25 protein-coding genes are annotated in these 25,811 nt (G+C 29.6%); 20 read left to right on the forward strand and 5 right to left on the reverse strand.

Going from position 1 to position 25,811, the window contains the following annotated elements:
• The first annotated feature begins 17 nt into the window (after nucleotides 1–17).
• The 8 genes from KK2020170_RS10090 (at nucleotide 18) to KK2020170_RS10125 (ending at nucleotide 11,922) form a co-directional block, all read left to right on the forward strand.
• A complete protein-coding gene (locus tag KK2020170_RS10090) occupies nucleotides 18–275 on the forward strand; it encodes a DUF4212 domain-containing protein (protein WP_221258211.1) in 258 nt (85 codons plus the stop codon).
• Between the two features lie 29 nt (nucleotides 276–304).
• Nucleotides 305–2,059: a sodium:solute symporter family protein gene (locus KK2020170_RS10095; RefSeq protein ID WP_221258212.1), complete on the forward strand. Its 1,755-nt coding sequence runs from the start codon at nucleotides 305–307 to the stop codon at nucleotides 2,057–2,059.
• A gap of 112 nt (nucleotides 2,060–2,171) precedes the next feature.
• Entirely contained in the window at nucleotides 2,172–2,366 is a 195-nt protein-coding gene (locus tag KK2020170_RS10100; RefSeq protein WP_221258213.1) for a hypothetical protein, read from the forward strand.
• Nucleotides 2,359–5,049, forward strand: coding sequence for an ATP-binding protein (locus KK2020170_RS10105; protein WP_221258214.1), 2,691 nt, complete (start codon nucleotides 2,359–2,361; stop codon nucleotides 5,047–5,049). Before KK2020170_RS10100 ends, KK2020170_RS10105 begins: the two co-directional genes overlap by 8 nt.
• Before the next feature lie 2 nt (nucleotides 5,050–5,051).
• A complete protein-coding gene (locus tag KK2020170_RS10110; protein ID WP_221258215.1) occupies nucleotides 5,052–5,411 on the forward strand; it encodes a response regulator transcription factor in 360 nt (119 codons plus the stop codon).
• 16 nt (nucleotides 5,412–5,427) lie between these two features.
• Nucleotides 5,428–7,323: an acetate--CoA ligase gene (locus KK2020170_RS10115; protein ID WP_221258216.1), complete on the forward strand. Its 1,896-nt coding sequence runs from the start codon at nucleotides 5,428–5,430 to the stop codon at nucleotides 7,321–7,323.
• Between the two features lie 77 nt (nucleotides 7,324–7,400).
• Nucleotides 7,401–9,308, forward strand: a complete 1,908-nt coding sequence (gene acs / locus KK2020170_RS10120; protein WP_221258217.1) for an acetate--CoA ligase — start codon at nucleotides 7,401–7,403, stop codon at nucleotides 9,306–9,308.
• A gap of 136 nt (nucleotides 9,309–9,444) precedes the next feature.
• Nucleotides 9,445–11,922 (forward strand): zinc-dependent metalloprotease, encoded by a 2,478-nt coding sequence (locus KK2020170_RS10125; RefSeq protein WP_221258218.1) that lies wholly within the window; start codon nucleotides 9,445–9,447, stop codon nucleotides 11,920–11,922.
• 382 nt (nucleotides 11,923–12,304) lie between these two features.
• Here the strand turns inward: KK2020170_RS10125 and KK2020170_RS10130 are convergent, their stop codons facing one another.
• Both KK2020170_RS10130 and KK2020170_RS10135 read right to left on the reverse strand, forming a co-directional pair.
• Nucleotides 12,305–12,913 carry a 3'-5' exonuclease gene (locus KK2020170_RS10130; RefSeq protein WP_221258219.1) on the reverse strand — a complete coding sequence of 203 codons (609 nt, stop codon included), beginning with the start codon at nucleotides 12,911–12,913 and terminating at the stop codon, nucleotides 12,305–12,307.
• 3 nt (nucleotides 12,914–12,916) lie between these two features.
• Complete coding sequence (locus KK2020170_RS10135) at nucleotides 12,917–14,836, reverse strand: DUF294 nucleotidyltransferase-like domain-containing protein (protein ID WP_221258220.1); 1,920 nt, start codon at nucleotides 14,834–14,836, stop codon at nucleotides 12,917–12,919.
• A 182-nt stretch (nucleotides 14,837–15,018) separates the two neighbouring features.
• Here KK2020170_RS10135 and KK2020170_RS10140 point away from each other — a divergent pair, with 182 nt between their 5' ends.
• The 4 genes from KK2020170_RS10140 to KK2020170_RS10155 all read left to right on the forward strand — a co-directional run bounded on the left by KK2020170_RS10140 (nucleotide 15,019) and on the right by KK2020170_RS10155 (nucleotide 17,605).
• Entirely contained in the window at nucleotides 15,019–15,387 is a 369-nt protein-coding gene (locus KK2020170_RS10140) for a hypothetical protein (RefSeq protein WP_221258221.1), read from the forward strand.
• A 95-nt stretch (nucleotides 15,388–15,482) separates the two neighbouring features.
• Nucleotides 15,483–16,091, forward strand: a complete 609-nt coding sequence (locus KK2020170_RS10145; RefSeq protein WP_221258222.1) for a YqaA family protein — start codon at nucleotides 15,483–15,485, stop codon at nucleotides 16,089–16,091.
• On the forward strand, nucleotides 16,088–16,369 hold the full coding sequence (locus KK2020170_RS10150) for a DUF3817 domain-containing protein (RefSeq protein WP_221258223.1): 282 nt from the start codon (nucleotides 16,088–16,090) through the stop codon (nucleotides 16,367–16,369). Before KK2020170_RS10145 ends, KK2020170_RS10150 begins: the two co-directional genes overlap by 4 nt.
• Nucleotides 16,370–17,605, forward strand: coding sequence for a mechanosensitive ion channel family protein (locus KK2020170_RS10155; protein WP_221258224.1), 1,236 nt, complete (start codon nucleotides 16,370–16,372; stop codon nucleotides 17,603–17,605).
• On the opposite strand, the gene KK2020170_RS10160 is transcribed toward KK2020170_RS10155, so the two are convergent.
• Complete coding sequence (locus KK2020170_RS10160) at nucleotides 17,602–17,997, reverse strand: acyl-CoA thioesterase (RefSeq protein WP_221258225.1); 396 nt, start codon at nucleotides 17,995–17,997, stop codon at nucleotides 17,602–17,604. The genes KK2020170_RS10155 and KK2020170_RS10160 overlap by 4 nt on opposite strands.
• A 110-nt stretch (nucleotides 17,998–18,107) precedes the next feature.
• Here KK2020170_RS10160 and KK2020170_RS10165 point away from each other — a divergent pair, with 110 nt between their 5' ends.
• Both KK2020170_RS10165 and KK2020170_RS10170 read left to right on the forward strand, forming a co-directional pair.
• Nucleotides 18,108–19,358, forward strand: coding sequence for an OmpA family protein (locus tag KK2020170_RS10165; RefSeq protein WP_221258226.1), 1,251 nt, complete (start codon nucleotides 18,108–18,110; stop codon nucleotides 19,356–19,358).
• A gap of 91 nt (nucleotides 19,359–19,449) precedes the next feature.
• On the forward strand, nucleotides 19,450–19,848 hold the full coding sequence (locus KK2020170_RS10170) for a glyoxalase (protein WP_221258227.1): 399 nt from the start codon (nucleotides 19,450–19,452) through the stop codon (nucleotides 19,846–19,848).
• Here the strand turns inward: KK2020170_RS10170 and KK2020170_RS10175 are convergent.
• Nucleotides 19,845–20,510, reverse strand: a complete 666-nt coding sequence (locus KK2020170_RS10175) for a DUF2461 domain-containing protein (RefSeq protein WP_221258228.1) — start codon at nucleotides 20,508–20,510, stop codon at nucleotides 19,845–19,847. The two genes, KK2020170_RS10170 and KK2020170_RS10175, sit on opposite strands and share 4 nt — an antisense overlap.
• Nucleotides 20,511–20,695: 185 nt before the next feature.
• On the opposite strand from KK2020170_RS10175, the gene KK2020170_RS10180 reads away from it, so the two are divergent.
• The 4 genes from KK2020170_RS10180 (at nucleotide 20,696) to KK2020170_RS10195 (ending at nucleotide 23,218) form a co-directional block, all read left to right on the forward strand.
• Nucleotides 20,696–21,199, forward strand: coding sequence for a hypothetical protein (locus KK2020170_RS10180; protein ID WP_221258229.1), 504 nt, complete (start codon nucleotides 20,696–20,698; stop codon nucleotides 21,197–21,199).
• A 9-nt stretch (nucleotides 21,200–21,208) separates the two neighbouring features.
• On the forward strand, nucleotides 21,209–21,769 hold the full coding sequence (locus KK2020170_RS10185) for a hypothetical protein (protein ID WP_221258230.1): 561 nt from the start codon (nucleotides 21,209–21,211) through the stop codon (nucleotides 21,767–21,769).
• A gap of 42 nt (nucleotides 21,770–21,811) precedes the next feature.
• Nucleotides 21,812–22,255 (forward strand): hypothetical protein, encoded by a 444-nt coding sequence (locus KK2020170_RS10190; protein WP_221258231.1) that lies wholly within the window; start codon nucleotides 21,812–21,814, stop codon nucleotides 22,253–22,255.
• Nucleotides 22,256–22,486: 231 nt separating this feature from the next.
• Entirely contained in the window at nucleotides 22,487–23,218 is a 732-nt protein-coding gene (locus KK2020170_RS10195) for a fibrobacter succinogenes major paralogous domain-containing protein (protein ID WP_221258232.1), read from the forward strand.
• A 29-nt stretch (nucleotides 23,219–23,247) separates the two neighbouring features.
• On the opposite strand, the gene KK2020170_RS10200 is transcribed toward KK2020170_RS10195, so the two are convergent.
• Nucleotides 23,248–24,414 carry a proline dehydrogenase family protein gene (locus KK2020170_RS10200; RefSeq protein ID WP_221258233.1) on the reverse strand — a complete coding sequence of 389 codons (1,167 nt, stop codon included), beginning with the start codon at nucleotides 24,412–24,414 and terminating at the stop codon, nucleotides 23,248–23,250.
• 92 nt (nucleotides 24,415–24,506) lie between these two features.
• On the opposite strand from KK2020170_RS10200, the gene aroB reads away from it, so the two are divergent.
• Together aroB and KK2020170_RS10210 are read left to right on the forward strand one after the other, a co-directional pair.
• Entirely contained in the window at nucleotides 24,507–25,571 is a 1,065-nt protein-coding gene (gene aroB / locus KK2020170_RS10205; protein WP_221258234.1) for a 3-dehydroquinate synthase, read from the forward strand.
• Nucleotides 25,572–25,619: 48 nt separating this feature from the next.
• Nucleotides 25,620–25,790: a hypothetical protein gene (locus tag KK2020170_RS10210; protein ID WP_221258235.1), complete on the forward strand. Its 171-nt coding sequence runs from the start codon at nucleotides 25,620–25,622 to the stop codon at nucleotides 25,788–25,790.
• The last annotated feature ends 21 nt before the right edge of the window (nucleotides 25,791–25,811 follow it).

Below are 25,811 nucleotides of genomic sequence, written 5' to 3' on the forward strand. Positions count from 1 at the left end.
AAACTAAATTATATATTATGAGTAATCAAGAAAAAGCAACAGCTTATTGGAAGGAAAATCTTAGATACCTTCTTATTTTATTGAGCATATGGTTTGCAGTGTCTTATGGTGCTGGGATTCTATTTAAAGACGCGCTTAATACAGTTAAAATTGGTGGGTTTCCATTAGGATTTTGGTTCGCTCAACAAGGTTCAATTTATGTATTTGTTATCCTGATTTTTGTATATGTTCGATTGATGAACAAATTGGATAAAAAATATGGTTACGACGAATAATTATCAATCAAAAATTAAATTTTAAAATCATGGATGTACAAACTTGGACATATATAATCGTAGGAATTACATTTGCTCTATATATTGGTATTGCAATATGGTCTAGAGCAGGCTCTACAAAAGAATTTTATGTTGCTGGTGGAGGTGTTTCTCCTTTAGCAAATGGTATGGCAACAGCGGCCGATTGGATGAGTGCTGCTTCGTTTATTTCAATGGCAGGTATTATTTCATTTGCAGGTTATGATGGTGCCGTTTATTTAATGGGATGGACTGGTGGATATGTATTATTAGCATTATTATTAGCTCCATATTTAAGAAAATTTGGAAAATTTACTGTTCCAGACTTTATTGGAGAAAGATATTACTCAAAAACAGCAAGAACTGTTGCAGTTATATGTGCATTAGTGGTTTCTTTTACATATGTAGCTGGGCAAATGCGTGGAGTTGGGGTTGTGTTTTCTAGATTCTTAGAAGTAGATATTAACACTGGTGTTATTATTGGTATGGTAATCGTTTTATTTTACGCTGTTTTAGGAGGAATGAAAGGAATTACTTATACACAAGTAGCACAGTATTGTGTCTTAATTTTTGCTTTTATGGTTCCAGCAATTTTTATCTCAATTCAAATGACTGGAAATCCAATTCCACAATTAGGCATGGGTGGAGCAGTAACTGGAGGGGATATTTATTTGTTAGATAAATTAAATGGTTTACAAACTGAATTAGGTTTTGCTGAATATACTGATGGATCAAAAAAACTAATTGATGTATTTGCGATCACTTTAGCTTTAATGGTTGGTACAGCTGGATTGCCTCATGTAATTGTACGTTTCTTCACTGTTAAAAAAGTAAGGGATGCACGCAAATCAGCAGGTTGGGCATTATTATTAATTGCTATTCTTTATACAACTGCTCCAGCAGTTGCAGTATTTGCAAAAGCTAATTTAATTGAAACAGTAAGCGGTAAAAATTATGCCGATATGCCTGCTTGGTTTACAAACTGGGAAAAAACAGGTTTGTTAACTTATGAAGATAAAAATGGAGATGGAAAAATCCAATATTATAACGATAAATCTAAAGATGAAGTTTTCTTAGCAAATGCAGAAGCTCAAGGTTTAAAGGGAAGTGAGTTAAAAATAGATAATGATATTATGGTACTAGCTAACCCTGAAATTGCTAAATTACCTAACTGGGTTATTGCTTTAGTTGCTGCAGGTGCTTTAGCTGCTGCTTTATCTACTGCTGCTGGTTTATTATTAGTTATTTCTGCATCAGTTTCTCATGATTTAATCAAAAAAATGATTAATCCTAATATTTCTGAAAAAGGTGAATTATGGACGGCTCGTGGAGCTGCAGCTGTAGCCGTAGTAATAGCAGGTTACTTCGGAATTAATCCTCCAGGATTTGTAGCAGCGGTTGTTGCATTAGCGTTCGGATTAGCAGCAGCATCTTTCTTCCCTGCAATTATTTTAGGAATCTTCTCAAAACGTATGAATAAAGAAGGGGCTATATCGGGAATGGTAGTAGGTTTATTATTAATGTTATTCTATATGTTAAAATTCAAATTTGGATTATTTGATGGAGGGAAAGACGCTGTAGATGGATTAAAAGCTAGTTGGTGGTTTGGAATTTCTCCAGAAGGTTTTGGTACTATAGCTATGATTGTAAATTTTGTAGTCGCTTTAACGGTAAGTAAGTTTACACCAGCGCCTCCTGCAGATGTTCAAGATATTGTAGAACATATCAGAATTCCATCTGGTGCTGGTGAGGCACACACACATTAAGATAATTTAGTTTAATTAATTAGTAAGAATAATCTCTATATTTTTATGTAGAGGTTATTCTAAATTTAAAATATAATAGTAATTTTAGTTACTTTAAATTAAAAGTATTATAATGAAAAAAAGGCACCAACAAAAATTGATAGTTTTAACTTTGGTATTATTTATTGCCTTTAATTTGCCAATTTTACTTCTTTTTGATTCTTCTCAAAAAGTTTTTGGTTTACCTTTTATTTACATTTATTTATTTGGTATTTGGAGTATTTCTATTTTAATAACTTTTATAATAGTTAAGCGTTATTATGAATAGTATTGGGGTCATTTTTATTTTACTTGTCTATTTAAGTATCCTTTTTTTTATTGCACATTGGGCTGAAAAAAAAGATAATTTAAAATGGACAAATAATTCTTATATCTATTCATTATCATTAGCTGTTTATTGTACAGCATGGACGTATTATGGAAGTATAGGTGTTGCTGCTACTTCGGGACTTAATTATTTATCAATATATATTGGACCAATTATTATTATTCCAGCTTGGATAATAATTTTAAGAAAAATAATTAGGATTTCAAGAGTAAATAATGTTTCTAGTATAGCTGATTTCATTTCATTGCGCTATGGAAATAGCCGTTTTTTAGGAGCAATTGTAACGGTTATTTGTATCCTTTCTGTTATTCCATACATATCATTACAACTTAAAGCAATTTCAGAAACATTTCATATTGTTACAAAAACAAATGAAAATTCATTAATAATTTTAGATACTACGACATATGTTGCTGTTGCACTAGCATTATTTGCTTCTTATTATGGAACTCGCTATGTTGATGCATCAGAAAAAAGAAAAGGAGTTATTACTGCTGTTGCGCTTGAAAGTTTATTAAAACTTATCTTTTTTGTAATAATTGGAGTTTTTGTTACATTTTTTGTGTTTGATGGCTTAGGAGATATTTATGACAAAGCCGTTGTTTTAGAAAATTTTGAAAAGAAAAATACTTTTGGTGGCTTTGAACAAGCTATTAATTGGATTTTCTTATGTATGGTTTCCTTATTTGCAATTTTTCTATTACCTAGACAATTTCATACATCTGTAGTTGAAAATAATAGAGAACGACACATTAAAACTGCTATTTGGCTTTTTCCTTTGTATTTGTTGATTTTCAATTTTTTTGTTTTTCCAATTGCTTGGGGAGGGAATATTTTATTCGACGGGCAAAAAGTTAATGCAGATATGTATTCATTATTAATTCCTCAACATTTAAACAATAAATGGTTAACATTAATGGTGTTTCTGGGTGGGTTTTCTGCTGCTATATCGATGATTGTAGTTTCAAGTATTAGTTTATCCACTATGCTAAGTAATAACTTATTAATACCCTATACTTTTTTAGGAAAACTTAAAGAAGAAGAACAAATTGTTAATAACAAAAGAATTGTAATTATTAGAAAAATTGGAATTTTCGTTTTAATTATCCTTGCTTACTTTATTTATCGCTTTTTTGTCTTAGATTTTAATTTAGTTTCAATTGGATTAGTTTCATTTGTTATAATCGCACAATTAGCTCCTGCATTTTTCGGCGCTCTGTTTTGGAGAAGGGGTTCTCGTTTGGGAGCAATTTTCGGAATTATAATGGGCTTTTTAGTTTGTATATATACACTTTTGATACCCTATGCTTTTGGTAACTTAGATGTAAAAAGCGATTTTATAACAAATGGTTTGTTCAATATTGAAATATTAAAACCTTTTGCTTTTCTAGGATTAGATTATTTAAATCCAGTACCACATGCTTTTTTTTGGAGTATGTTATTTAATACATTAACCTATTTTGCTGTTTCTGTGAGTTTTAAAGGTAATTATAGAGAACGTAATTATGCTGAAATGTATGTTGATATTGATAAATACATAAACAATCATGAAAACGCATTTGTTTGGAAGGGTACTGCCTATAAAAGTGATATTGAAAAAATTCTTGTAAAATTTCTTGGAGTAGATCGAACAATTAGAGCTTTAAATATCTTTAATGTTAAATATAATGTAGATTCAAATCTAGAATTAGCAGATGCTCGTCTAGTTAAATTCGCAGAAAATTTACTAACAGGACATATTGGAACTGCTTCAGCTAAAATATTGATTTCAAGTGTTGTAAAAGAAGAAAAGATTACATTACCAGAAGTTTTAAAGATTTTAGAAGAATCAAATGAGAATATTATTCTTAATAAAAAACTAACAGAAACTTCGAATGAATTAAAAAAGATAACTTCAGAATTACAAAATGCTAATTCTAATTTAGTTAAAAAAGATCAACAGAAAGACGAGTTTTTAGATACGGTAACTCATGAGTTAAGAACACCAATTACAGCTATTAGAGCTGCAAGCGAAATCTTAATTGATGATGATGAAGTTCCTGAAGAACTAAGAAAGCAGTTTTTACAAAATATTATTTCTGAATCGGATAGACTTAATAGATTGATTAATAAGATTTTAGATTTGGAAAAATTTGAAACGGGAAAACAAAAGATTCAACCTGAAAAACATGATTTAATTACAACAATTAATCATACCATTGAACCTTTACAGCAATTAATTAAGAATAAAGATATTACATTATTTTTTGAGCCAAACAAATCATTTTATGCTTTTTATGATGAAGATAGAATTGTTCAAGTATTAACAAATATTATAGCTAATGCAATTAAATTTTGTCCTGAAAATGAAGGATTAATTGCCATATCTTTGAAAGATAAAGATAATGAAGTTGAGATCACAATTATGGATAACGGAAAAGGAATCAACCCAAAAGATTTTGAAAATATTTTCGACAAATTTTATCAATCAACAAATCAAAATATAAAAAAACCAATAGGAAGTGGTCTAGGATTAGCCATTTGCAAACAAATAGTAGAATTGCATAAAGGTAAAATTTGGGCCCAAAATAACGAAGTTAAAGGTGCAAGTTTTATGTTTACACTGCCAAAAAACCAAAACTAAAAATGAAGAAGATTTTAATTGTAGATGACGAACCAAATATAATAATGTCTTTAGAATATACTTTTAAAAAGAACAATTTTGAAGTATTTATTGCTAGAGATGGACAGGAAGCCTTAGATATCTTACAGACGGAAATTCCTGATATCATAATCCTAGATGTTATGATGCCAAATGTTGATGGGTATGCAACACTTGAAGAAATTAAAAAAGATTCAAAATTGAAAGATTGTAAAGTAATTTTTCTTTCTGCAAAAAATAAAGAATCTGACATACAAAAAGGTCTAGATTTAGGAGCTAGTGCATACCTAACTAAACCTTTTTCAATTAAAAAATTAACCGAAAAGGTTAATGAATTACTTTAATTATTCAAAAGACACAATGAACTATATAGATTTTTACTCAGAAAGTATTAAAAACCCAGAAGAATTTTGGGAAAAACAAATGAACAAAATAGAGTGGTATACCAAGCCAACTACTATTTTATCAAAAAATGATTCAGATTATCCTGTTTGGTTTAAAGATGGAGAATTGAATTTATGTTATTTAGCAGTAGATAAAAACGTGCAAGATGGATATGGAGAACAAACAGCAATTATTTATGATTCACCAGTAACACAAACAATCAAAAAGTATACATTCAACGAAGTAAAGGAACAAGTTGCAAAATTAGCAGGAGGATTACTTTCTTTAGGACTAAAAGAAGGAGACACTTGTGTAATCTATATGCCAATGATTCCAGAAGCAGTTTTTGCAATGTTAGCATGTACAAGAATTGGAGTAACTCATTCTGTAGTTTTTGGAGGTTTTGCTCCACATGAATTAGCAATAAGAATTGACGATTGTAAACCAAAAGTTATTATTACTGCTTCATCAGGTATTGAAGTGGATAGATTAATAGCTTATAAGCCATTAGTAGATGAAGCATTAACTCAAACTGAACATAAACCAAAAAGAGTAGTTGTTTTAAATAGAAAATTAGGAGCTAAAGTGCCTTTTAAAAAGTACGATGTTGATTACGAAGCTTTAATTTTTGGTTCAGAAGAAGCAGGTTGCGTTCCAGTAAAATCAATACATCCATCATATTTATTATATACTTCTGGTACAACGGGGAAACCTAAAGGAATTGTTCGTGATACTGGTGGTTATGCTACTGCTTTACGTTTTTCAATGGAATATGTTTACAATGCAAAACCAGGAGAGGTTTTTTGGGCAGCTTCAGATGTTGGTTGGGTTGTTGGGCATAGTTTCATTGTTTATGGACCTTTAATTAATAGAAATACAACTATAGTTTTCGAAGGAAAACCAATTAGAACTCCAGATGCTTCTACTTTTTGGAGAGTTATTTCAGAACACAAGGTGGCAACCATGTTTACTGCTCCAACTGCAATTCGAGCAATAAAGAAAGAAGATCCTGACGGTACATTCATAAAAGAATACGATTTATCATGTTTAAAAGCCCAATTTTTAGCTGGAGAACGATGTGATGCTGCAACATTAGATTGGTATAACAAACATATTCCTGTGCCAGCAATTGATCATTGGTGGCAAACTGAATCGGGTTGGCCAATGATTTCAAATTTAATGGGTGTTGAATATTTACCAGTTAAGCCTGGATCGGCAACCAAAGCTGTTCCTGGATATGATATAAAAATTGTTAATGAAAATGGAGAAGAACTAGGACCAAACGAAGAAGGATATGTAGTGATAAAATTACCATTACCTCCAGGAACCTTATTAGATATTTGGAAAGACAATGCAAGATTTAAAACAGGATATCTAGTAAAATTTCCTGGATATTATTTCTCTGGTGATGGTGGTTATAAAGATGAAGATGGATACATTTTTATTACGGGTAGAGTAGATGATGTAATAAATGTTTCAGGGCATAGGTTATCTACTGCTGAAATGGAAGAGATTGTGGCTTCGCATGATGTAGTGGCTGAATGTGCTGTTATAGGTATTAATGATGAATTAAAAGGGCAAGTTCCTTTGGCAATAGCAGTTACAAAAGCAGGAAAGGATATTGAAAAATTTCAATTAGAACAAGAAATTGTACAACTAGTTAGAGAACAAATTGGAGCTGTTGCTAGTTTAAAAAATGTAATTATTGTACAAAGACTTCCTAAAACAAGATCAGGTAAAATTTTAAGAAAATTATTACGTCAAATAATAGACGGAGAAGAATATGTAATTCCTTCTACAATTGATGATGAAAACATAATTTCTGAGATAATAGAAGTTTTAGAAAACTATAAAATTGGAGTGTTTAAATAGCTATATTTATTTAGCAAAAAAATCTTATTAAAGAGTTTAAGTTTCCGTATCTTTATCAAAACTAATAACAAAATATCATGAGTTACTATAAAATAAAAGATTTAGAAAACTATTTCAAAATGTATAAAAAGTCTGTACGTGAACCAAGAAAATTTTGGGATCGTATTGCAGACGAAAACTTCACATGGTATCAAAAATGGGATAAAGTTTTCGACTTTGACATGGAGAAAGCAGAGTTTAAATGGTTTCTAAATGCTAAAGTTAATATTACAAAAAACTGTATTGATCGTCATTTAAATAAAAGAGGTTATAAAACAGCAATTATTTTTGAACCTAACAATCCCAATGAAGAAGCACAACATATTACTTATGAAGAGCTATATAAAAATGTTGCAAAATGGTCTAATGTTTTAGAAGAACAAGGTGTAAAAAAAGGAGACAGAGTTTGTATTTATTTACCTATGATTCCTGAATTAGCTTATGCTACATTAGCATGTGCTAGAATTGGAGCAATACATTCTGTAGTTTTTGCTGGATTCTCTGCTAGTGCTTTATCAGCTAGAATAAATGATTGTGAAGCTAAAATGGTAATTACATCTGATGGTGGTTACAGAGGAAATAAAACTATTGATTTAAAAAGTATTGTTGATGAATCTTTAGAAAAATGTAATACTATTGAAACTGTGCTAACAGTTAATAGAACAAATAGTTCTGTTACTATGAAAGAAGGTAGAGACCTTTGGGTTCAACCTTTATTAGATAAGGCGCAAGACAATCACGTTGCAGCTATAATGGATGCAGAAGATCCGTTGTTTATTTTATATACTTCAGGTTCTACAGGTAAACCAAAAGGAATGCTTCATACTACCGCTGGTTATATGGTCTATACAGCCTATACCTTTAAAAATGTATTTAATTATGAAGAAAACGATGTGTATTGGTGTACGGCAGATATCGGTTGGATTACCGGACATTCTTATATATTGTATGGGCCACTTTTAAATGGTGCTACAACGGTAATTTTTGAAGGTGTTCCTTCTTATCCTGATTTTAGTCGTTTTTGGGAAGTAATTGAAAAACATAAAGTTAATCAATTTTACACAGCACCTACAGCAATTCGCGCATTAGCAAAAGAAAGTTTAGATTATGTTCAAAAATTCCCATTAAGTTCATTAAAAGTTATTGGATCTGTTGGTGAGCCAATTAATGAAGAAGCTTGGCATTGGTATAACGATCATGTAGGAGGAAAACGTTGTCCTCTTGTTGATACATGGTGGCAAACTGAAACTGGTGGAATTATGATTTCTCCAATTCCTTTTGTAACACCAACTAAACCCACATATGCTTCTTTACCATTACCTGGGATTCAACCTGTTTTAATGGATGAATTACGTAATGAAATTGAAGGAAATCAAGTTACAGGTGCTTTGTGCGTTAAATTTCCTTGGCCATCTATGGCGAGAACAATTTGGGGTGATCATCAAAGATATATTGACACTTATTTCAAAGCTTTTCCAGGTAAATATTTTACTGGTGACGGAGCTTTGCGCGATGAAGTAGGTTATTACAGAATTACAGGTAGAGTAGATGATGTGATTATCGTTTCTGGACATAATTTAGGCACCGCGCCAATTGAGGATGCAATTAACGAACATCCTGCTGTTGCAGAAAGCGCAATTGTTGGGTTTCCACACGATATTAAAGGAAATGCCTTGTATGGTTATGTTATTTTGAAAGAAACTGGTGAATCACGAAATCAAGATAATCTGAGAAAAGAAATTAATCAATTAATTTCTGATCAAATTGGACCAATAGCTAAATTAGATAAAATTCAGTTTGTAAGTGGGTTACCAAAAACACGTTCTGGTAAAATTATGAGACGTATTTTACGTAAAATTGCAGAAGGTGATTTTAGCAACTTTGGAGATATATCTACATTATTAAACCCTGAAATTGTAGAAGAAATTAAAGACGGAAAATTGTAATTTTTTATATATTTTCATTAAAAAAAAGCTCTAGTTTTTCTAGAGTTTTTTTTTGTTAATACCAAGTTAAAAGGCATCTTTTATTCTATTTTATTTTCAATTTCAATTATTTTTGAATAGTAACTAACCAAATATTATGAAAAAAATATTTATTCTATTTTTAGGTTTAACAATTTTGTTTTCTGTACCTATTGAAGCACAATCTAAAAAGAAGAAAAAACAACTTGAAGCAGCTGCTAAATCTAAAGCTCTAAAAGAAAAGGCTGAAAAAGAAAAAACGGCTAAAATTAAACCTTATGATAAAGTTATAACTAAGGAAGCACTGTCAGATAAAGGATTATTTACAACTCATAGAGTAAAAGATAATTACTTTTTTGAAATTCCTAATGAATTACTAAACAAGGAAATGCTGTTAGTAAGTAGGATTGCAAAACTTCCAACAGGTTTAGGTGGAGGTTACATTAATGCAGGTACATCAACAAATGAACAACTAATTATTTGGGAGCGTTTTCAGGATAAAATTTTGATTAAAGTTAAGTCTTATAGTTCAATTGCTAATGATAGTTTACCCATTAGCATTTCTGTTAAAGCTAATAATTATGAACCAACACTTTATGCTTTTGATATTAAAGCATTTTCAAAAGATTCATCCGCAATAGTAATTGATGTAACAAAATTTTACAGTTCAGATATTAAAGCAATGAGCGGATTGGACAGTAGAATTCGAACCACTAATAAGGTGAAAAGTTTAGATAGTTCTAGGAGTTTTATTAACTCAGTAAAATCATTTCCTCAAAACATTGAAGTTATTCAAGATTTTACTTATACAGCTTCTAATCCAAGTGTTTTACCCGATACCGAAACTATAAGTATTCAAATGAATCAATCAATGATTTTATTGCCCGAAGTACCCATGAAATCTCGTTTATTTGATAGAAGGGTGGGGTGGTTCAATCTTAGTCATTATGATTACGGAAGTGAGGCTTTAAAATCTGACAAAAAAACCTTTATAAGAAGATGGCGTTTAGAACCAAATGATGTTGAAGCATACAAAAGAGGGGAATTAGTAGAGCCAATAAAACCTATTGTTTATTATTTAGATCCAGCGACTCCTGAAAAATTAAAGAAATACATTAAGGCAGGTGTAGAAGAGTGGCAAAAACCATTTGAAGCTGCTGGTTTTAAAAATGCAATTATTTGTAAAGATGCTCCAACTAAAGAAGAAGATCCTGATTTTAGTCCAGAGGATATTCGTTATTCAGTAATACGTTATGTAGCTAGTACGACTAGAAATGCAATGGGACCTAGTGTTGTTGATCCAAGAACCGGAGAGATTATTGAAAGTGATATTATTTGGTATCACAATCATTTACGTTCATATAGAAATAGATATTTATTAGAAACAGGCGCTGCTAATACCGATGCAAGAACATTAGATACAAGTGATGACGCAATGGGAGAGATGATGCAAATGGTAATTGCACATGAAGTAGGCCACGCATTGGGTTTACCACATAATATGGGGGCAAGTTGTGCTTATGATGTAGAGAATTACCGTAAAGCTCCTTTTACAAAAGAATTTGGAATTTCAGCAAGTATTATGGATTATGCCCGATTTAATTACATAGCTCAACCTGGTGATGAAGGTGTTCGTTTCATACGTCAAATGGGTCCGTATGATTATTATGCAATTAATTGGGGATATCGTTATTTAGCAGATTGCAACTCTAAGGAGTGCGAAGAAAAAATTCTAGATGAATGGATTAGAGCTAAAGAAAATGATGAAATGTATCGTTTTGGTAACCAAGGAAGTAGCTTTGATCCTCGTTCGCAAACTGAAGATATTGGGAATAACAGTATTAAAGCAAGTACATACGGATTAAAGAATTTAAAATATGTATCAGAACATTTACCAGAATGGACAAGTGATAAGACCAATAGCTATGAAGATTTAGAAGAGTTATATGGTGAAATGTTAGGTGTATGGAGTAGATATATAGGACATGTTGTTACTCATGTTGGGGGAGTTTACGAAGATTACAAAAATCCTGATCAAGGAGGTGTGGTATATAGTTCAGTGCCAAAAAGTAATCAAAAAGAGGCTATAAATTGGTTACATAATAATGCTTTTCAAACACCAACTTGGCTTGTAGATAAAAGGATTTTACAAAATATTAATTATCAAGGATATATTGATAAAGTAAGTAGAATTCAAGCACGTCATTTGAATAGTTTATTAAGCGCAGATCGTTTAGGGAGACTGTTTGACTCTTATTTAATAGATTCAAAAGCGTATTCATCAATTGAATTTTTAAGTGATTTAAGAAAAGGAATTTGGAAGGAGGTTTATACTCTTGAGAACAGTAGTACTTTTAGAAGAGGTTTACAACGCGCGTATCTTGATAGAATGAATTATCTTTTAAATGATGATTTTAAAAACTTTAAAGATTATATGGTTTCTCTTTCTGATTTAAGAGCAATGATTAGAGGAGAATTAATTACTTTGAAAACTAGACTAATTATAGCTAAAAATAATGCACCTAATACAACATTAAAATATCATTATTTAGATTGTATTGATAGAATTGAAAAAGCTTTAGAGCCAAATAAATAAAAGAAGGAAGTATAAACTTCCTTCTTTTTTTTTATAAAATAGAAGTTAATCAAAATTAAAAAGGGTAGAGTAGAGATTATAACTTTATAACGCAAAGAAATTATTCCAATAAATAAAAAGAATAGTACTAAAAACGTTAAAAGAATAAAGAAAGCTTTTTCAATTCTAACATTAATTTTTTTAAATAAACTAAAAATAATTATTATCACTGAAATTAATGATAGAAGTATAATGGGGTGAAAAAAAATACCAAAAGAAAAATTTTCAAAAAATAAAGTATAAACAACATCAAAAATAAATGCTGACTTATTGTTTCCCCATTCTAAATAACAAAAAAAGAATGAAATCAATAGTGCAATTTTTATTGTTTTTAAGCTCATACTTAAATTTCTAATTTTCGTTTTAATTTCAAAAAAACCAAAGCCGTTATAAAAGCATCACCACTTGCAGTATGCCTATCTGATTTTTTAATTTTAAAAACATCACATAGTTCATCCAAAGATGTGTGTTCCTCACTTGAATAATGTTTTAATTTTTGATACATAATATCTGTATCCATATATTGATTTTTAAGCTTTCCAACTTCTAAACGTTTTAATGCTTGATTAACCATTTCAATATCAAAACTCGCATGGTGGCCTACAAGCGTAGCGTTTTTAATAAATTCTAAAAAGCGAATTATAGCTTCTGCTTCAACATATTTCTCTTCAATACCTTCTTTTAGAATACCATGAATAGGAACAGATTCTCGCTTAAAAATATCTTGCTTTAAAAACATCGAAAATGAATCCTCGACTTTAATTTGGTTATCTACTATTGAAACAGCTCCAATCGATAAAATTCTATCATTTTTTGTATTTAAGCCAGTCGTTTCACAATCAAATACTACATAACGATTTTTAATGGTTTCAGAATTTGAAAATGAAGCCAAGTAATTTTCCCAAAATTGAGGAGCGTCTTTTTGTATTTTTTTAAACCAATTCCAATTCATCTATTAAGTGAAATAAGTTAATTGAAAACGATTTTTTAATACTTCCTGAATATCAGAAATTGGCATAAATGAATTTTTAAGCTTTACTTTATCTAATTTAGATAACTCATTTAAATTCAAATATCTACCATTTGAATTGTTTTTCAAACCTTCATCGGTTCTAAACTTTAATAGTTCTAAAAAAGCATCGTTACATGCCTCATAAATTGAAGCATTTTGAGGTTCTTTTTCTGCTAGTTTATTAAACCTATAAGCAGTATTTGAATTCCCATAAACACCTTGTTGTAGCGATAAAATTCTAGCAGCATCAATTAATGAAACTAAGGCACGCGCTTTAATATCAAATGTGTCTTTATGTTCTCCATCGCTTTCAACTAGGAATTGTCTAAAAAAACCAAGAGGAGGAGGGTTTTTTAAAGCATCAGCACCTAAATATGCAAAAAACAAGTCATTGTTTTCAGTTTCCTTTTGAATGGTATCTGATATCTGATTGATTAAACTTTCTTCTCCATAAACAAAATCATAATCAAAGAAAATAGTGCACATTAAAATTCCTTTTTCGCCAGGTGTATTTATCCATCCTTTAAATTGATTGCACCAATCTGTAATAGATTTACACCAAAGCGGGTTTCGTGCCATCATATCTGCAGGGCAAAACTCATAACCAACTTTATTTAGTCTAACATTTACTTTGTCTGATAGCTTTAAAAAATAGGCTTTTACTTCGTCATAACGCTCATCTTCAACATCTTCAAATACTAACGCATTGTCTTGATCTGTTAATAATAACTGTTCTTTTCTACCTTGACTACCAATATTAACCCATGCAAATTTAGCAGGAGGAGCAGAGCCTATTTTCTCAATAGAAAGCTCTATACAGCGTTTAATTATTGCATTATTAATCTCTCCAACAATTGAACAAATATGATTTAATGGAATATTTTTATCTAAAGAATTTTGAATTAAATCTGTAAGTTTTTCACGTAAAAGCTTTAAATCAGAAGTTTTTTCAGCTTTTCTAATCTGTTTTAGTAAAACTCCAGGATTATTTGCTTGGGCAACAACAATATCATGCTCTGAAATAATTCCAATAATTTTAGATTGATTTGTGCCATCTTCTGTCACACATAGGTGCCCAACATTATTTTTCAGCATTATCATTTGGGCTTCCGCAATTGATAAATTTTCTTGAACAGTTATGACAGGTGAAGACATAATTTTATCTACAGAAACATCAATTGAAAAAATTCCAGTAGCGATTTTAGAACGTAGATCTTTGTCGGTTACAATACCAATTGGCAATTGATTTTCATGAACTATGATGCTTCCAATTCGTCTTGTAGACATTGTTTGCGCAACATATTTTACAATATCAGAAGCAGAGGCAGTAACTGGACTTTTACTATAGTTTATTGGTTGAAAATATTGAATTTCATTTGCATTTTCACTGTAAATTACATTTTCAGAAATTAATTTTCCTTTGTGATTTTTATCTAAAGGATTTCTAGTATTCGAAGCAAAACTTCTCAATAAAAAGTTTAAAACTTCAGTATTTTCCATTGCAATAGGCTTGAAAACAGAAATAGGAATAGCATATAAAATACTTTCTTCACGTGCTTTAGCTGTCATTAAATAATTATCTTGCGCAAAAAATGGACGTAAACCTATAATATCGCCTTCATCACATTTATCTATCAACACATCGTCAGTATCAGAAGTAACAGATAGGCCTACAGCACCAGCAGCAACTACATAAAATGCATCATGAATTACATCATGAATTTTAAATAAAGTTTCATTTTTTTCTAAATACAATACAGAACATTGTTGAGCAACTGTAATAATGTTTTCAAACTTAAGTTCACTAAATGGGTGATAGTTCTTTAAAAATTCGGCAATTCTGTAAGCAATAGGGTTTTTCATAAAAGGAAATATCTAGAGTAAATGTACAAATTATATATTTAGTTTTAAAATATTCTATTTTACATAATGTATATTATAATTCAAATTTGTATTAATAAAATATAGATAATCTTTTTTGGATTTCATATTGCGCTTATTCTAAATTTAAAGTATTTTTGCGTTTTACAATCTTATAAATCATTATGGAAAATAAACAAGCTATTAAACTAATTGAGAAAATTCAAAAAAATTTAATTCAAAATAAATTTGATGTAAACGAAACTGTTGAGGATTTAAAAAAAATTCGTGAGATTTCATTAGAAGAAAAAAATCCTACAGTAACAAAATCTTTACGTCTTGCTTATGAGCACTTAGAAGCTAACAATGCTTTTTTAATAGCTATTCCTGAAGATTTAGATGAAGAAGCTGAAAATGATGAAAAAACAAATCAATATTCAGATTCAAACGATTTAGAAAGCTTTGCTTACTATTTAGAACTTTTAACTGATTTATCTAAAAAGAATAATGTTTTAGATATTAAAGCTTACAATCAAGCTTTTTTAGAATTCTAATTTTTTATTTTACATAATATAATAGTTTTTTATCTATTTTTTAACTAAAGTAGCTGAATATCTTTTATAATTTTGTACTCCAAATCTTTAGTATAATGCAAAAACAAAAGAAATCTAGAGCTAGATTATTACACCAATATTATAAGTATACTGGTTTTTATGCTTTTATATGGGATAATACCAAAAAAGCATTGATTCCGTTGTCGGTTATTGTTGGTATTTTGCTTTACATTAATTATAAAGTAATGAGTATCAATGATATGCTTTTGTATATTACGCAAAATTTCAGCGATACATTTATTTTTACTTTATTTTTTATTTCAGAAAGTATTTTGGGACTATTACCTCCTGATATTTTTATAGCTTGGACAAAAAGTACTCAATCTCCTCTACTCTATTTATCATTTTTAGCAGTTTTATCATTAGGAGGAGGAATATTATCGTATTATAAAGGAAGAACTTTATTGTTAATCCCAAAAATAAATGACTATCTTGAAGGTCGCATGTCTAAGCATATAAGGAATATGCAAAAATGGGGTGGTTTTCTGATTGCTGTCGGAGCTTTACTTCCACTTCCTTTTGCTATGGCTTGTTTAGCAGCGGGTATGATTAAATTTCCGCAACGTCACTTTTTTGTTTTTGCATCGCTTAGAATTTTACGTTTTGTAATTTACGGTTATGCTATTTATTCTGCTTTATCATGATAAAATTTTTTAAGATTACAGCTTTATTAGAAGGTATTTCTTTATTGGCATTATTATTTTTTGCAATGCCAATGAAATATGTAGCTAACGATCCTTTATATGTAAAGCATATTGGTATGGCTCATGGTTTACTTTTTATTGCTTATATTGTACTGGCTTCAGTTTTAAAATATGAGCAAAAATGGGACATGAAAAAATATTTTATTATCTGTATAGCTTCTGTTATCCCTTTCGGGACATTTTATGTAGAGAAAAAATATTTAAGTAGTTTATCATAAGTGAAAATTTTTAATTGGGCATACGATATATTAATCAATCTAGGTTTAAGTGAAACATCTTCATCTTATGGAAACTTATTGGTTAACATTATCGTATTAACAATAGTTGCTTATATATTAGACTACATTTTTAAAAAGTTCCTTATTATTTGTTTAGCTATAGTTGCTGCAAGAACTAAATCTACATTTGATGATTTTTTAGTTGCAAATAAAACAGCTAAATACATTGCACACTTAATACCTTTACTTTTTATATATAAGACAGTTCCTGTTATTTTAGCTGATTTTACTAAATGGGAAAATTTTTTTGAAAAAGGCATAAAAATATACATAATTGTACTTTCACTTTGGATTATTCGAAGTGTATTCAATTCTTTAAAAGATTATCTTAAAGAAAAACCAAGATTTAGCGACAAGCCTATTGATAGCTACATTCAAGTAATTATGATTATGCTTTGGATGTTTGGAATTTTCTCTTTTCTATCCATTTTATTTAGCATAAATAAAACTACTTTTATTGCCACTTTTGGTTCTATTTCCGCAATTATTATTTTGATTTTTAGAGATACTATACTTGGATTTGTAGCTAGTATTTCTGTTTCTGTAAATGATATGGTTCGAATTGGCGATTGGATTACAATGGAAAAGTTTGGAGCCGATGGAGATGTAATTGAAATTAATTTAGCTACTGTAAAAGTTCGAAATTTTGATAATACTACCACAACTATCCCAACTTATAGTTTAATCTCCGATAGTTTTAAAAACTGGAGAGGAATGTTGAAGTCTGATGGAAGAAGAATTAAAAGACATGTTTTAATTCGTTCTAAATCAGTTCGTTTTGTAAATAAAGAAGAACTCGATCGATTTAAAAAAATTCAACATTTAACATCATATATAGATCACAGACAAAGCGATATTGATAAATTTAATGAAAATAACAATATTGATAAATCTATAATTGTAAATGGGAGAAATCTTACTAATTTAGGGTTGTTCAGAAAATATATAACACAATATTTATTATCTCATCCAGGTATTAATAAAGATATGATGTTAATGGTGAGACATCTTCAACCCACTGAAAAAGGTATACCTCTAGAAATTTATTGTTTTTCTAAAGATAAAGTTTGGGAAAACTATGAATACATTATGGCAGATATTTTAGACCATATTATTGCTTCTGTTTCTTATTTCGACTTAGAATTGTTTGAATTAGAGAATGTTCTTAGCGATTAGTCATTATTATCTAATCTATCTCTAACAAATTCTATTTCTGTTTTTCCGTGAGGTTTAGGCTTTCCTGATTCGTCTAAATTAACCATAGTGATAGAATCCACGGTTAAAATAGTTTCTCTTGTCATTTTATTTCTAGCTTCACATCGCAAGGTTAATGAACTTTTTCCAAACCTAGTAACATCTAATCCTAATTCGATTATATCACCTTGCTTAGCACTCGCCATAAAATTAATTTCCGACATATGTTTTGTAACTACTCTAGAATTTTCAAGTTGAATAATGGCATATAAAGCGGCTTCTTCGTCTATCCAAGCTAATAAACGTCCTCCAAACAAAGTTTCATTTGGATTTAAATCTTCAGGTTTTACCCATTTTCTTGTGTGAAATCTCATTATTTACAATTTTGTAATTTTTTATTACTAAATATTTTACACTTAATTGTTTTGAAATATAACAAAAAGTCCTAATTTCGCAAAGATTTTTTTAAAACATCTAAATTAAAATGAAAAAAATTATTGCAATTTTATCATTAACTGTGTTTGCCTCAATTACAACAAACGCACAAGATAAAACAGAAACAACCACTGATTTTAATAAATGGTCAGTTGATTTAAATGCTGGTTTAAGTAAACCTACAGCACCTTTTTCGTCAAACTATTATGCAGCGAATACTAACTTCATTCATGGAGATTTAGGACTTCGTTACATGTTTAACAATAAATTCGGTCTAAAATTAGATTTTGGTTTAGATTCATTCGAAAATAAATCTGAATCTATTGAATTTAAAGGAATGTACTACAGAACAAGTTTACAAGGTGTAATTAACCTTGGTAGAATCATGAACTTTGAAGATTGGACGAATACTATCAACTTACAAGCACATACGGGTGCTGGTTTTTCATTTATGACAAATGATAACTTTGATGGTAATGATGATATGACAAACTTTATTTTAGGTTTAACAGCTCAATTTAGATTGTCTAATCGTGTGGCATTAAATGCAGACTTTACAATGATTAACAATGTTAATCAACAATATACTTTTGATGGTTTTGAAGATCCAGCGGTTAAAGAAGATAGAGGTTTTAACTCAACACTTTACAATGCTACTTTAGGTATCTCTATTTACTTAGGTAAAAATGAAAAACATGCTGACTGGGTAACTAACGATTCTAAATATGATGCCTTAGAGAAAAGAGTGGCTGATTTAGAAATCATGTTAAACGATACAGATAAAGATGGTGTTGCTGATGCATTTGATGTTGAGCCTAATACTATTACAGGTATCGATGTTGATACTAAAGGACGTGGAATTGACATGAACAAAAATGGTGTACCCGATCAAATTGAAGCTTACATTGAAAAAATGAAGAAAGATAATGCTCCTGCAGCACAATCTGGAACTTCTTTAGAAGAAATGATTAACGGTGGTTACATCAATGTATATTTCGATTTCAATTCAAGTAAACCAACTGCTGCTTCTTATGATGCAATCAATTTTATTACAAACTACTTGAAAAACAATCCTTCAAAATCGGCAGACGTTTATGGTTATGCTGATGAAATTGGAGATTCAGAATACAACAAAAACCTTTCTGCTACAAGAGCTAACTACGTTAAAGACGTAATTACTAAAGCTGGTGTAGATGCTAACAGAATGACTGTTAAGCCACAAGGTGAAGATACTTCAGTAGATGCAAAATCTACAGATGCTAGAAAGTTAGTAAGAAGAGTTACTTTCAAATTGAACTAATTAACAATCGTATCTTAATAACTTTTATAACCCCTGATTTTTTCAGGGGTTATTTTTTTTAACTTTAGTTAACTATAAAATGTTCTACGCTATGAAAACTAAAGACGAAGCTCTTTTAGAAATTAGAGGTAATTCTATAGGTCAAATTTTCGAGACCTCTACTCTAGAAGAAAGATTTCAAAATCAAACGATTAGGCCTATTTTAAAGTTTCAAAATGATTTGTTTGTTGAAGTTTTTAAAAACTATGCAACCAAACAAAAAGGTGTTTTCTTTACACTTTCGCCAGAAAAGAAAATGAACTATATCGAAACAGCCATACAGCGTGATATTAAGTTCAGAAACTCTTTAAAAGGAATTGTAATTGGTATGTTTACGATTTCAGAATACAAAGAATACATTCAAAATTCGTCTAATTTGAACAAACGAATGATGAATTTGCTTATCGAAAGATTAAAAAGTCAGGTGCAATTATTTGAAGAAGCCGCTTAGTAAAGCGACTCTCCATTTAAGTTGGTTGTTAAAACTGAACTCATATAATCGAAATACGGACGCATGGCTTGAAATGTAGCAACAACTTCGTCTTTAAAATTTGGTGATAAAACATCTTTGTTTGTAAACTTTCGCATTACTAAAAACTGTTTTTTGCGAATTAAATCAATATCAGGATGGTTTTTATCAAATCCTTTTGGTGCCGTTTTAACTTCATCACCAACTAATTCGCCAAAGTATTTCTTAAATTCTGTACTATTTATGATTTCACGTAATTCACTAGCATCGAGTTCTATTTCTTTACGAATGCGCTCTAAATCTTCTTTATTTGGATCCCAAAAACCACCACCTATAAAACTATTGTTGTTTTCAATATGCAAGTAATAACCACCACGCAACATAGGTTTTGTTCTACTATACGATACACCAAAATTTGTTTTATAAGGTGTTTTATCTTTTGAAAAACGAACGTCTTTATAAATCCTGAAGATTTTAGTTTTCTCAATACTATCTAATTTTGAAAGCGCTTCCCCTACTTCATTAAAAAAAGCTTTGGTTGCCGCTTGTTGTTTTTCAAAAACAGGTTTGTTTACTTCAAACCAATCACGATTATTGTTTTCGCTTAATTCTTTTAAAAAAGAAAAAGTATGTTGTGTAATCATAGTATTTATTTTAGAATTTAAAGTTACAAACAATATTATAATATTTTAATGTATGGAAAATGATATGTTCTAAATATTTATTAGATTTGAATAATTTGATAAATAACCAGTAAATGAAAAAATATGTTTTCTTTTTGTTATTATTTCTAATTTCTTGCACAGAGAAGAAAAAGAGTGATAATACTATGTCTAAAAGGCAAGTTTTAGAAAAACCTTCAAAAAACACTTTTGACTCTTTGTCAATTGATAGTTTATGGCAAATTGTTAAATATAAAAATGGTTGTTTAACAGGTGGACAAAATTTTGTAAATGGACGTTTTGGAAACGAAGGATGTGTAATGACTAACTCCAAAGAATGGAAAGCTTTGTTTAATAAACCTAAAAAAGAATTAACGAAGTTTCTTTTAACAAAATTGGAAAAGACAGATACAACAAAAGTACACACTTGTCCTTTCTTTTTAGCAACAGAAGGTGAAATTGCAGTTTATACTTTACAAGGTATTCATAAAAAAAACTGGTTTGATTTTGAACCATATAAGAAATACACTTTAAAAGTTCAAAATGAAGAAAACTATCGTTTGTTAGGCAATCGAAATTCTTATCAAGCTTATTTAACTGATTCAATATTATCTAATAAAAAAGAATTAAATAATTTATCAGCTTTTTGGATGAATGAATTAAAAGAATAAATTTTATATATGAAAACAGAAAAAGTATTATTTGCAATTTTTATTATCGGTTTAATTTTTAAGTATAATCTTTGGCCAGGCGGTTCAGTGATTACAATTCTTGGTTTATTAGGAATTGCTTTTTGTTATTTCCCTTTAGGATTCTATTTTATTAATGATAAACCTGTTTTTAAAAAGAAAGTCGGACTTTCTATTTTATATGGTTGGTTACTTTCTATAGCTTTAATTGGAATTTTATTTAAAATAATGTTTTGGCCTGGTGCTGGCCCAATGTTGATTATTGGTGGAATTTCATTAATACCATTATTAATAGTTGCAATTGTTTTGAATAATAAAAGTGATGAAGAATCTAAAGTTTTCAATAGAAACTTATTAATTAGAACTTCTATAATTACATTTTTGACTTTTTCATTCTTTTTAATGCCATCAGAAAGTATTTTAAAATTTCAATATAGAAATGATCCTAAATTATATGAATTAAAACTAAACGAATTGAATAGCGATAATTCTGAAGAAGCATATAATAAAACGCAAGAGTATTTGAATGAAAAAGAAAATGAGGAAAATTAATTAGTTTTAAATATTTAATAGATTTGAAAAAATATAAATTTTATGAAAAAAATGCTTTTTATATCATTGATGTTTCTTTTTAATTCATGTAAAAAAGAAAACCCCCAAGATATATTACAGGAAATAGTAGAAGATAAAATACTATATATTTTAAATGATCCAGAAAGCTACGAATTTCAAAGCTTTACTTTAGATAGTACAGAATATTTAATTAATAAAAAATATATTCAAGATCGAAAAAATAAATTAGATTCTTTAAGAAAGAATGGAAATGATTTTGAGGTTAAAATGTTAAATCGAATAATAAATATTGAAGAAAAAGTAAATAAAAAAATGTTTCCTGGAAAATTTAATGGAATTTTCAATTTTAGAGCAAATAATAAGTTTGGGGCAAAAATTTTAACGTCTTACCAAATATATGCTGATAGTACTTACGATTTAATATATATTATTGATAATCTGAATGATACTATTTATAAGAAATAATAAAAAAGCGAATGAATTTCATTCGCTTTTTCTTTTATAATTTTCTTCTTGTTCTCTCCTTTTTAATTAAATTTAGTTACCTACTCGTTTGCCCTTCAACAGAAGCATTTTCTTCTGCCCTACGTATTAAATACGGAATAACACATTAGCAAAACTTCTCTTAAAAGCAAATTATAACTTAAAATAGATGCAAATTAAATTTTCTTATATTTACAATATTAAATTGTTTTTATGAAAAAGTTTTTAATTCTTCTTGTTGTTGTAGTTAGTATACTTTCATGTTCTAAAGATTTCGATGATAATCTTTCTGTTTACGGTACCGTAACGGATGCTGATGGAAATACCTACCAAACAATCAAAATTGGTAATCAAACGTGGATGTTAGAAAATTTAAAAACAACTAAATATAACGACGGTCAACCCATTACGCTATATTCTTTTGCAACTCATGGAATAAATTGGTTAAATTTTAATCAACCTAATGCTTTTTATCAATGGGCTGAAACTAGTGATTTAAATGACGTTTATCCCGATGATTTACCACAAGATTATTATGGTGCAATGTACAATCATTTAGCAATAGAATCGGGAAAATTAGCCCCATTAGGTTGGCGAATTCCTAGCCAATCCGATTTCCAAGAATTAGAGAATTATTTAAGTCAAAATGGCTATGCAAATAATGAAGGTTTGACTTTAAAAACTGATTTTGGATGGTTACCCTCATCAGGTAATGGAACAGATGCAGTTAATTTTAGAGGACTTCCTAATGGTTATGTAAGTGCTTTTGGTACACCTACTTTTGCAGAAGGTGTTTGCACTTGGGCAACTTCAGATGTGACTTATACAAATCCAAATGAAACAAGTGGAACCCGAGTTATGATTCAACTTTTTGATACTCCTACAATACAATATATTGATAATCCAATCCAAATTGGCGCTGGAATAAGATGTATAAAAAATTAAAAAAGCGGATAATTAATCCGCTTTTTCTTTTATAACTTTCTTCTAGTTCTCTCCTTTTTAATTAAATCGAGTTCCCTACTCGTTTGTCCAGCTACAGAAGTGTTTTCTTCGGCTCTACGTATTAAGTAAGGCATAACGTCGCGTACTGGTCCAAATGGTAAATACTTTGCCACATTGTAACCGTTTTCAGCTAAATTGTAACTAATATTGTCGCTCATTCCATACAATTGTCCAAAGAAAATACGGTTATCGTTTTTAGCAATTCCTTTTTCCTCCATTAATTGCATTAATGTATAAGAACTGTTTTCGTTATGTGTTCCTGCAAAAATGGCCATTCTGTCAATATGGTTAATCATATATAAAACAGCAGCATCGTAGTTTTCATCAGTAGCTTGTTTGCTTGCACAAATAGGCGATTTATAACCTTTTTCTTCGGCTCTATTGTTTTCTTTTTCCATGTAAGCACCACGAACTAATTTCATTCCAATGTGGAAACCTTCTGCTTTGGCTCTTTCGTGTAATTTTTTAAGATAATCTAAACGATCCCAACGATACATTTGTAACGTATTAAAAACAATCGCTTTTTCTTGGTTGTATTTCTGCATCATATCGGCAACTAAATCATCAGCTGCATCTTGCATCCAACTTTCTTCACCATCAATTAATAGTGCCACATCTTTTTCATAAGCTGTTTTACACACTTTTTCAAAACGCGCTACTACTCTATTCCATTCTTCTCTTTCAATTTCAGTAAGCTCTTTTCCTTCTCCTATTTTTTGGTACAATGCAAAACGGCCAAAACCTGTTGGTTTAAACACTGCAAAAGGAATTGCTTCTCTTTCTTTAGCAAAATCAATCGTACGTAAAGTCATATCTAAAGCGGCATCAAACTGTGCTTCTTCTTCCTTTCCTTCAACAGAATAATCTAAAACTGAAGAAACACCTTTAGTGTACATTCTGTCTACAACAGAAAGACAATCTATTTCATTGACACCTCCACAAAAATGATCAAAAACCGTAGAACGTATTAATCCTTCTACTGGTAAATGCGCTTTTAGAGCAAAATTGGTTACCGCAGTTCCAATCTTTACAAGGGGCTCTTTTTCAATAAGTTTAAATAAAAAATAGGCTCTTTCTAATTCGGTGTCGCTTTTTAAAGAAAAAGCAACTTCTGTGTTGTTGAAAATCTTTTCCATAATTGGATTTGAAATAAGTAGTGCAAATATACTTTAGAACTACCAAATTTTAAATAAAAAATGCCTTATTTTGCATCAAATTGAATTTCAGCATGCAAACTATACAAGCCATCAATCATAAAATCTTATTTAACGATAATTGTTACGCATTTTTAAACGAATTATTACAAGTAAATACCTTCTCTAAGATTTTTGTTTTAGTCGATGAAAATACGTCACAGTATTGTTTGCCTAATTTTTTAGCACAATTGGCTACAGATGTTGAAATTGAAATCATTGAACTTGAAGCTGGTGAACAATTCAAGAATATTGAAACGTGTGCACAAGTTTGGCAAGCATTAATCGATTTAGGCGGCGATAGAAAAAGTATTGTTTTAAACCTTGGTGGTGGTGTTATTACTGATATTGGCGGATTTATTGCTTGTACTTTTAAACGCGGAATTGAGTTTATAAATATACCTACTACTTTGCTAGGAATGGTTGATGCTGCAATTGGTGGGAAAAATGGTGTTGATTTAGGGGTTTTAAAAAACCAAATTGGTATTATTCGCGAACCGAAAGCGGTATTAGTTGACACTTCGTTTTTAGACTCACTTCCAGCTTCGGAAATGCGTTCGGGTTTAGCTGAAATGCTAAAACATGGTTTAATTTCTGATAAAACTTATTGGGATAAATTTAAATCACTATCTTCTTTAAATACAGAAGATTTAAATGAATTAATTCATCAATCAGTTCAAATAAAAAACACTATAGTTTCTGAAGATTTAACGGAAAACGGCATTCGAAAAGCATTAAATTTCGGACATACTTTAGGTCACGCTATTGAAAGTTATTGTTTAGAAAATCCAGAAAAACCTACTCTACTTCATGGACATGCAGTTGCTATCGGAATGATATTAGAAAGCTACATTTCTAAAGAAAAAGGATTACTTTCAAATGAAGAATATTACGAGATTAAATATATTATAAGTGAATATTTTGATAAAGTAGATTTTACCAAAGAAGACATCAATCAAATTATTGATTTATTGATTTTTGACAAAAAAAATGAGTTCGGTAAAGTTCAATTTGCACTTTTAGAAGGAATTGGAAAAATTAAAATCAATGAATATTGCGATAACGATTTGATTTTCAAAGCATTTGAAGATTATAAATAATTACATTATTTTTTAATATTCTACATTTTATTTATAATTTTGTTTTTGATGAAAGGAAACTACATTTCTATTGATGATTCTATTCCTCCGGATGTTAACCGGAATTTTAATAAAGCTTTTGCTGTTAAAATGCAAGAGCATACTTTCATCGATTTATTTTTGCTTTTAAAAGCTTTTTACGAAAAATTACCAATTATTTTTGCTAATATTAGAGTTTGAAAAACAAACGATTACCTTATT

Source organism: Flavobacterium okayamense, from assembly GCF_019702945.1.
In the GTDB taxonomy this organism is placed as follows: domain Bacteria; phylum Bacteroidota; class Bacteroidia; order Flavobacteriales; family Flavobacteriaceae; genus Flavobacterium; species Flavobacterium okayamense.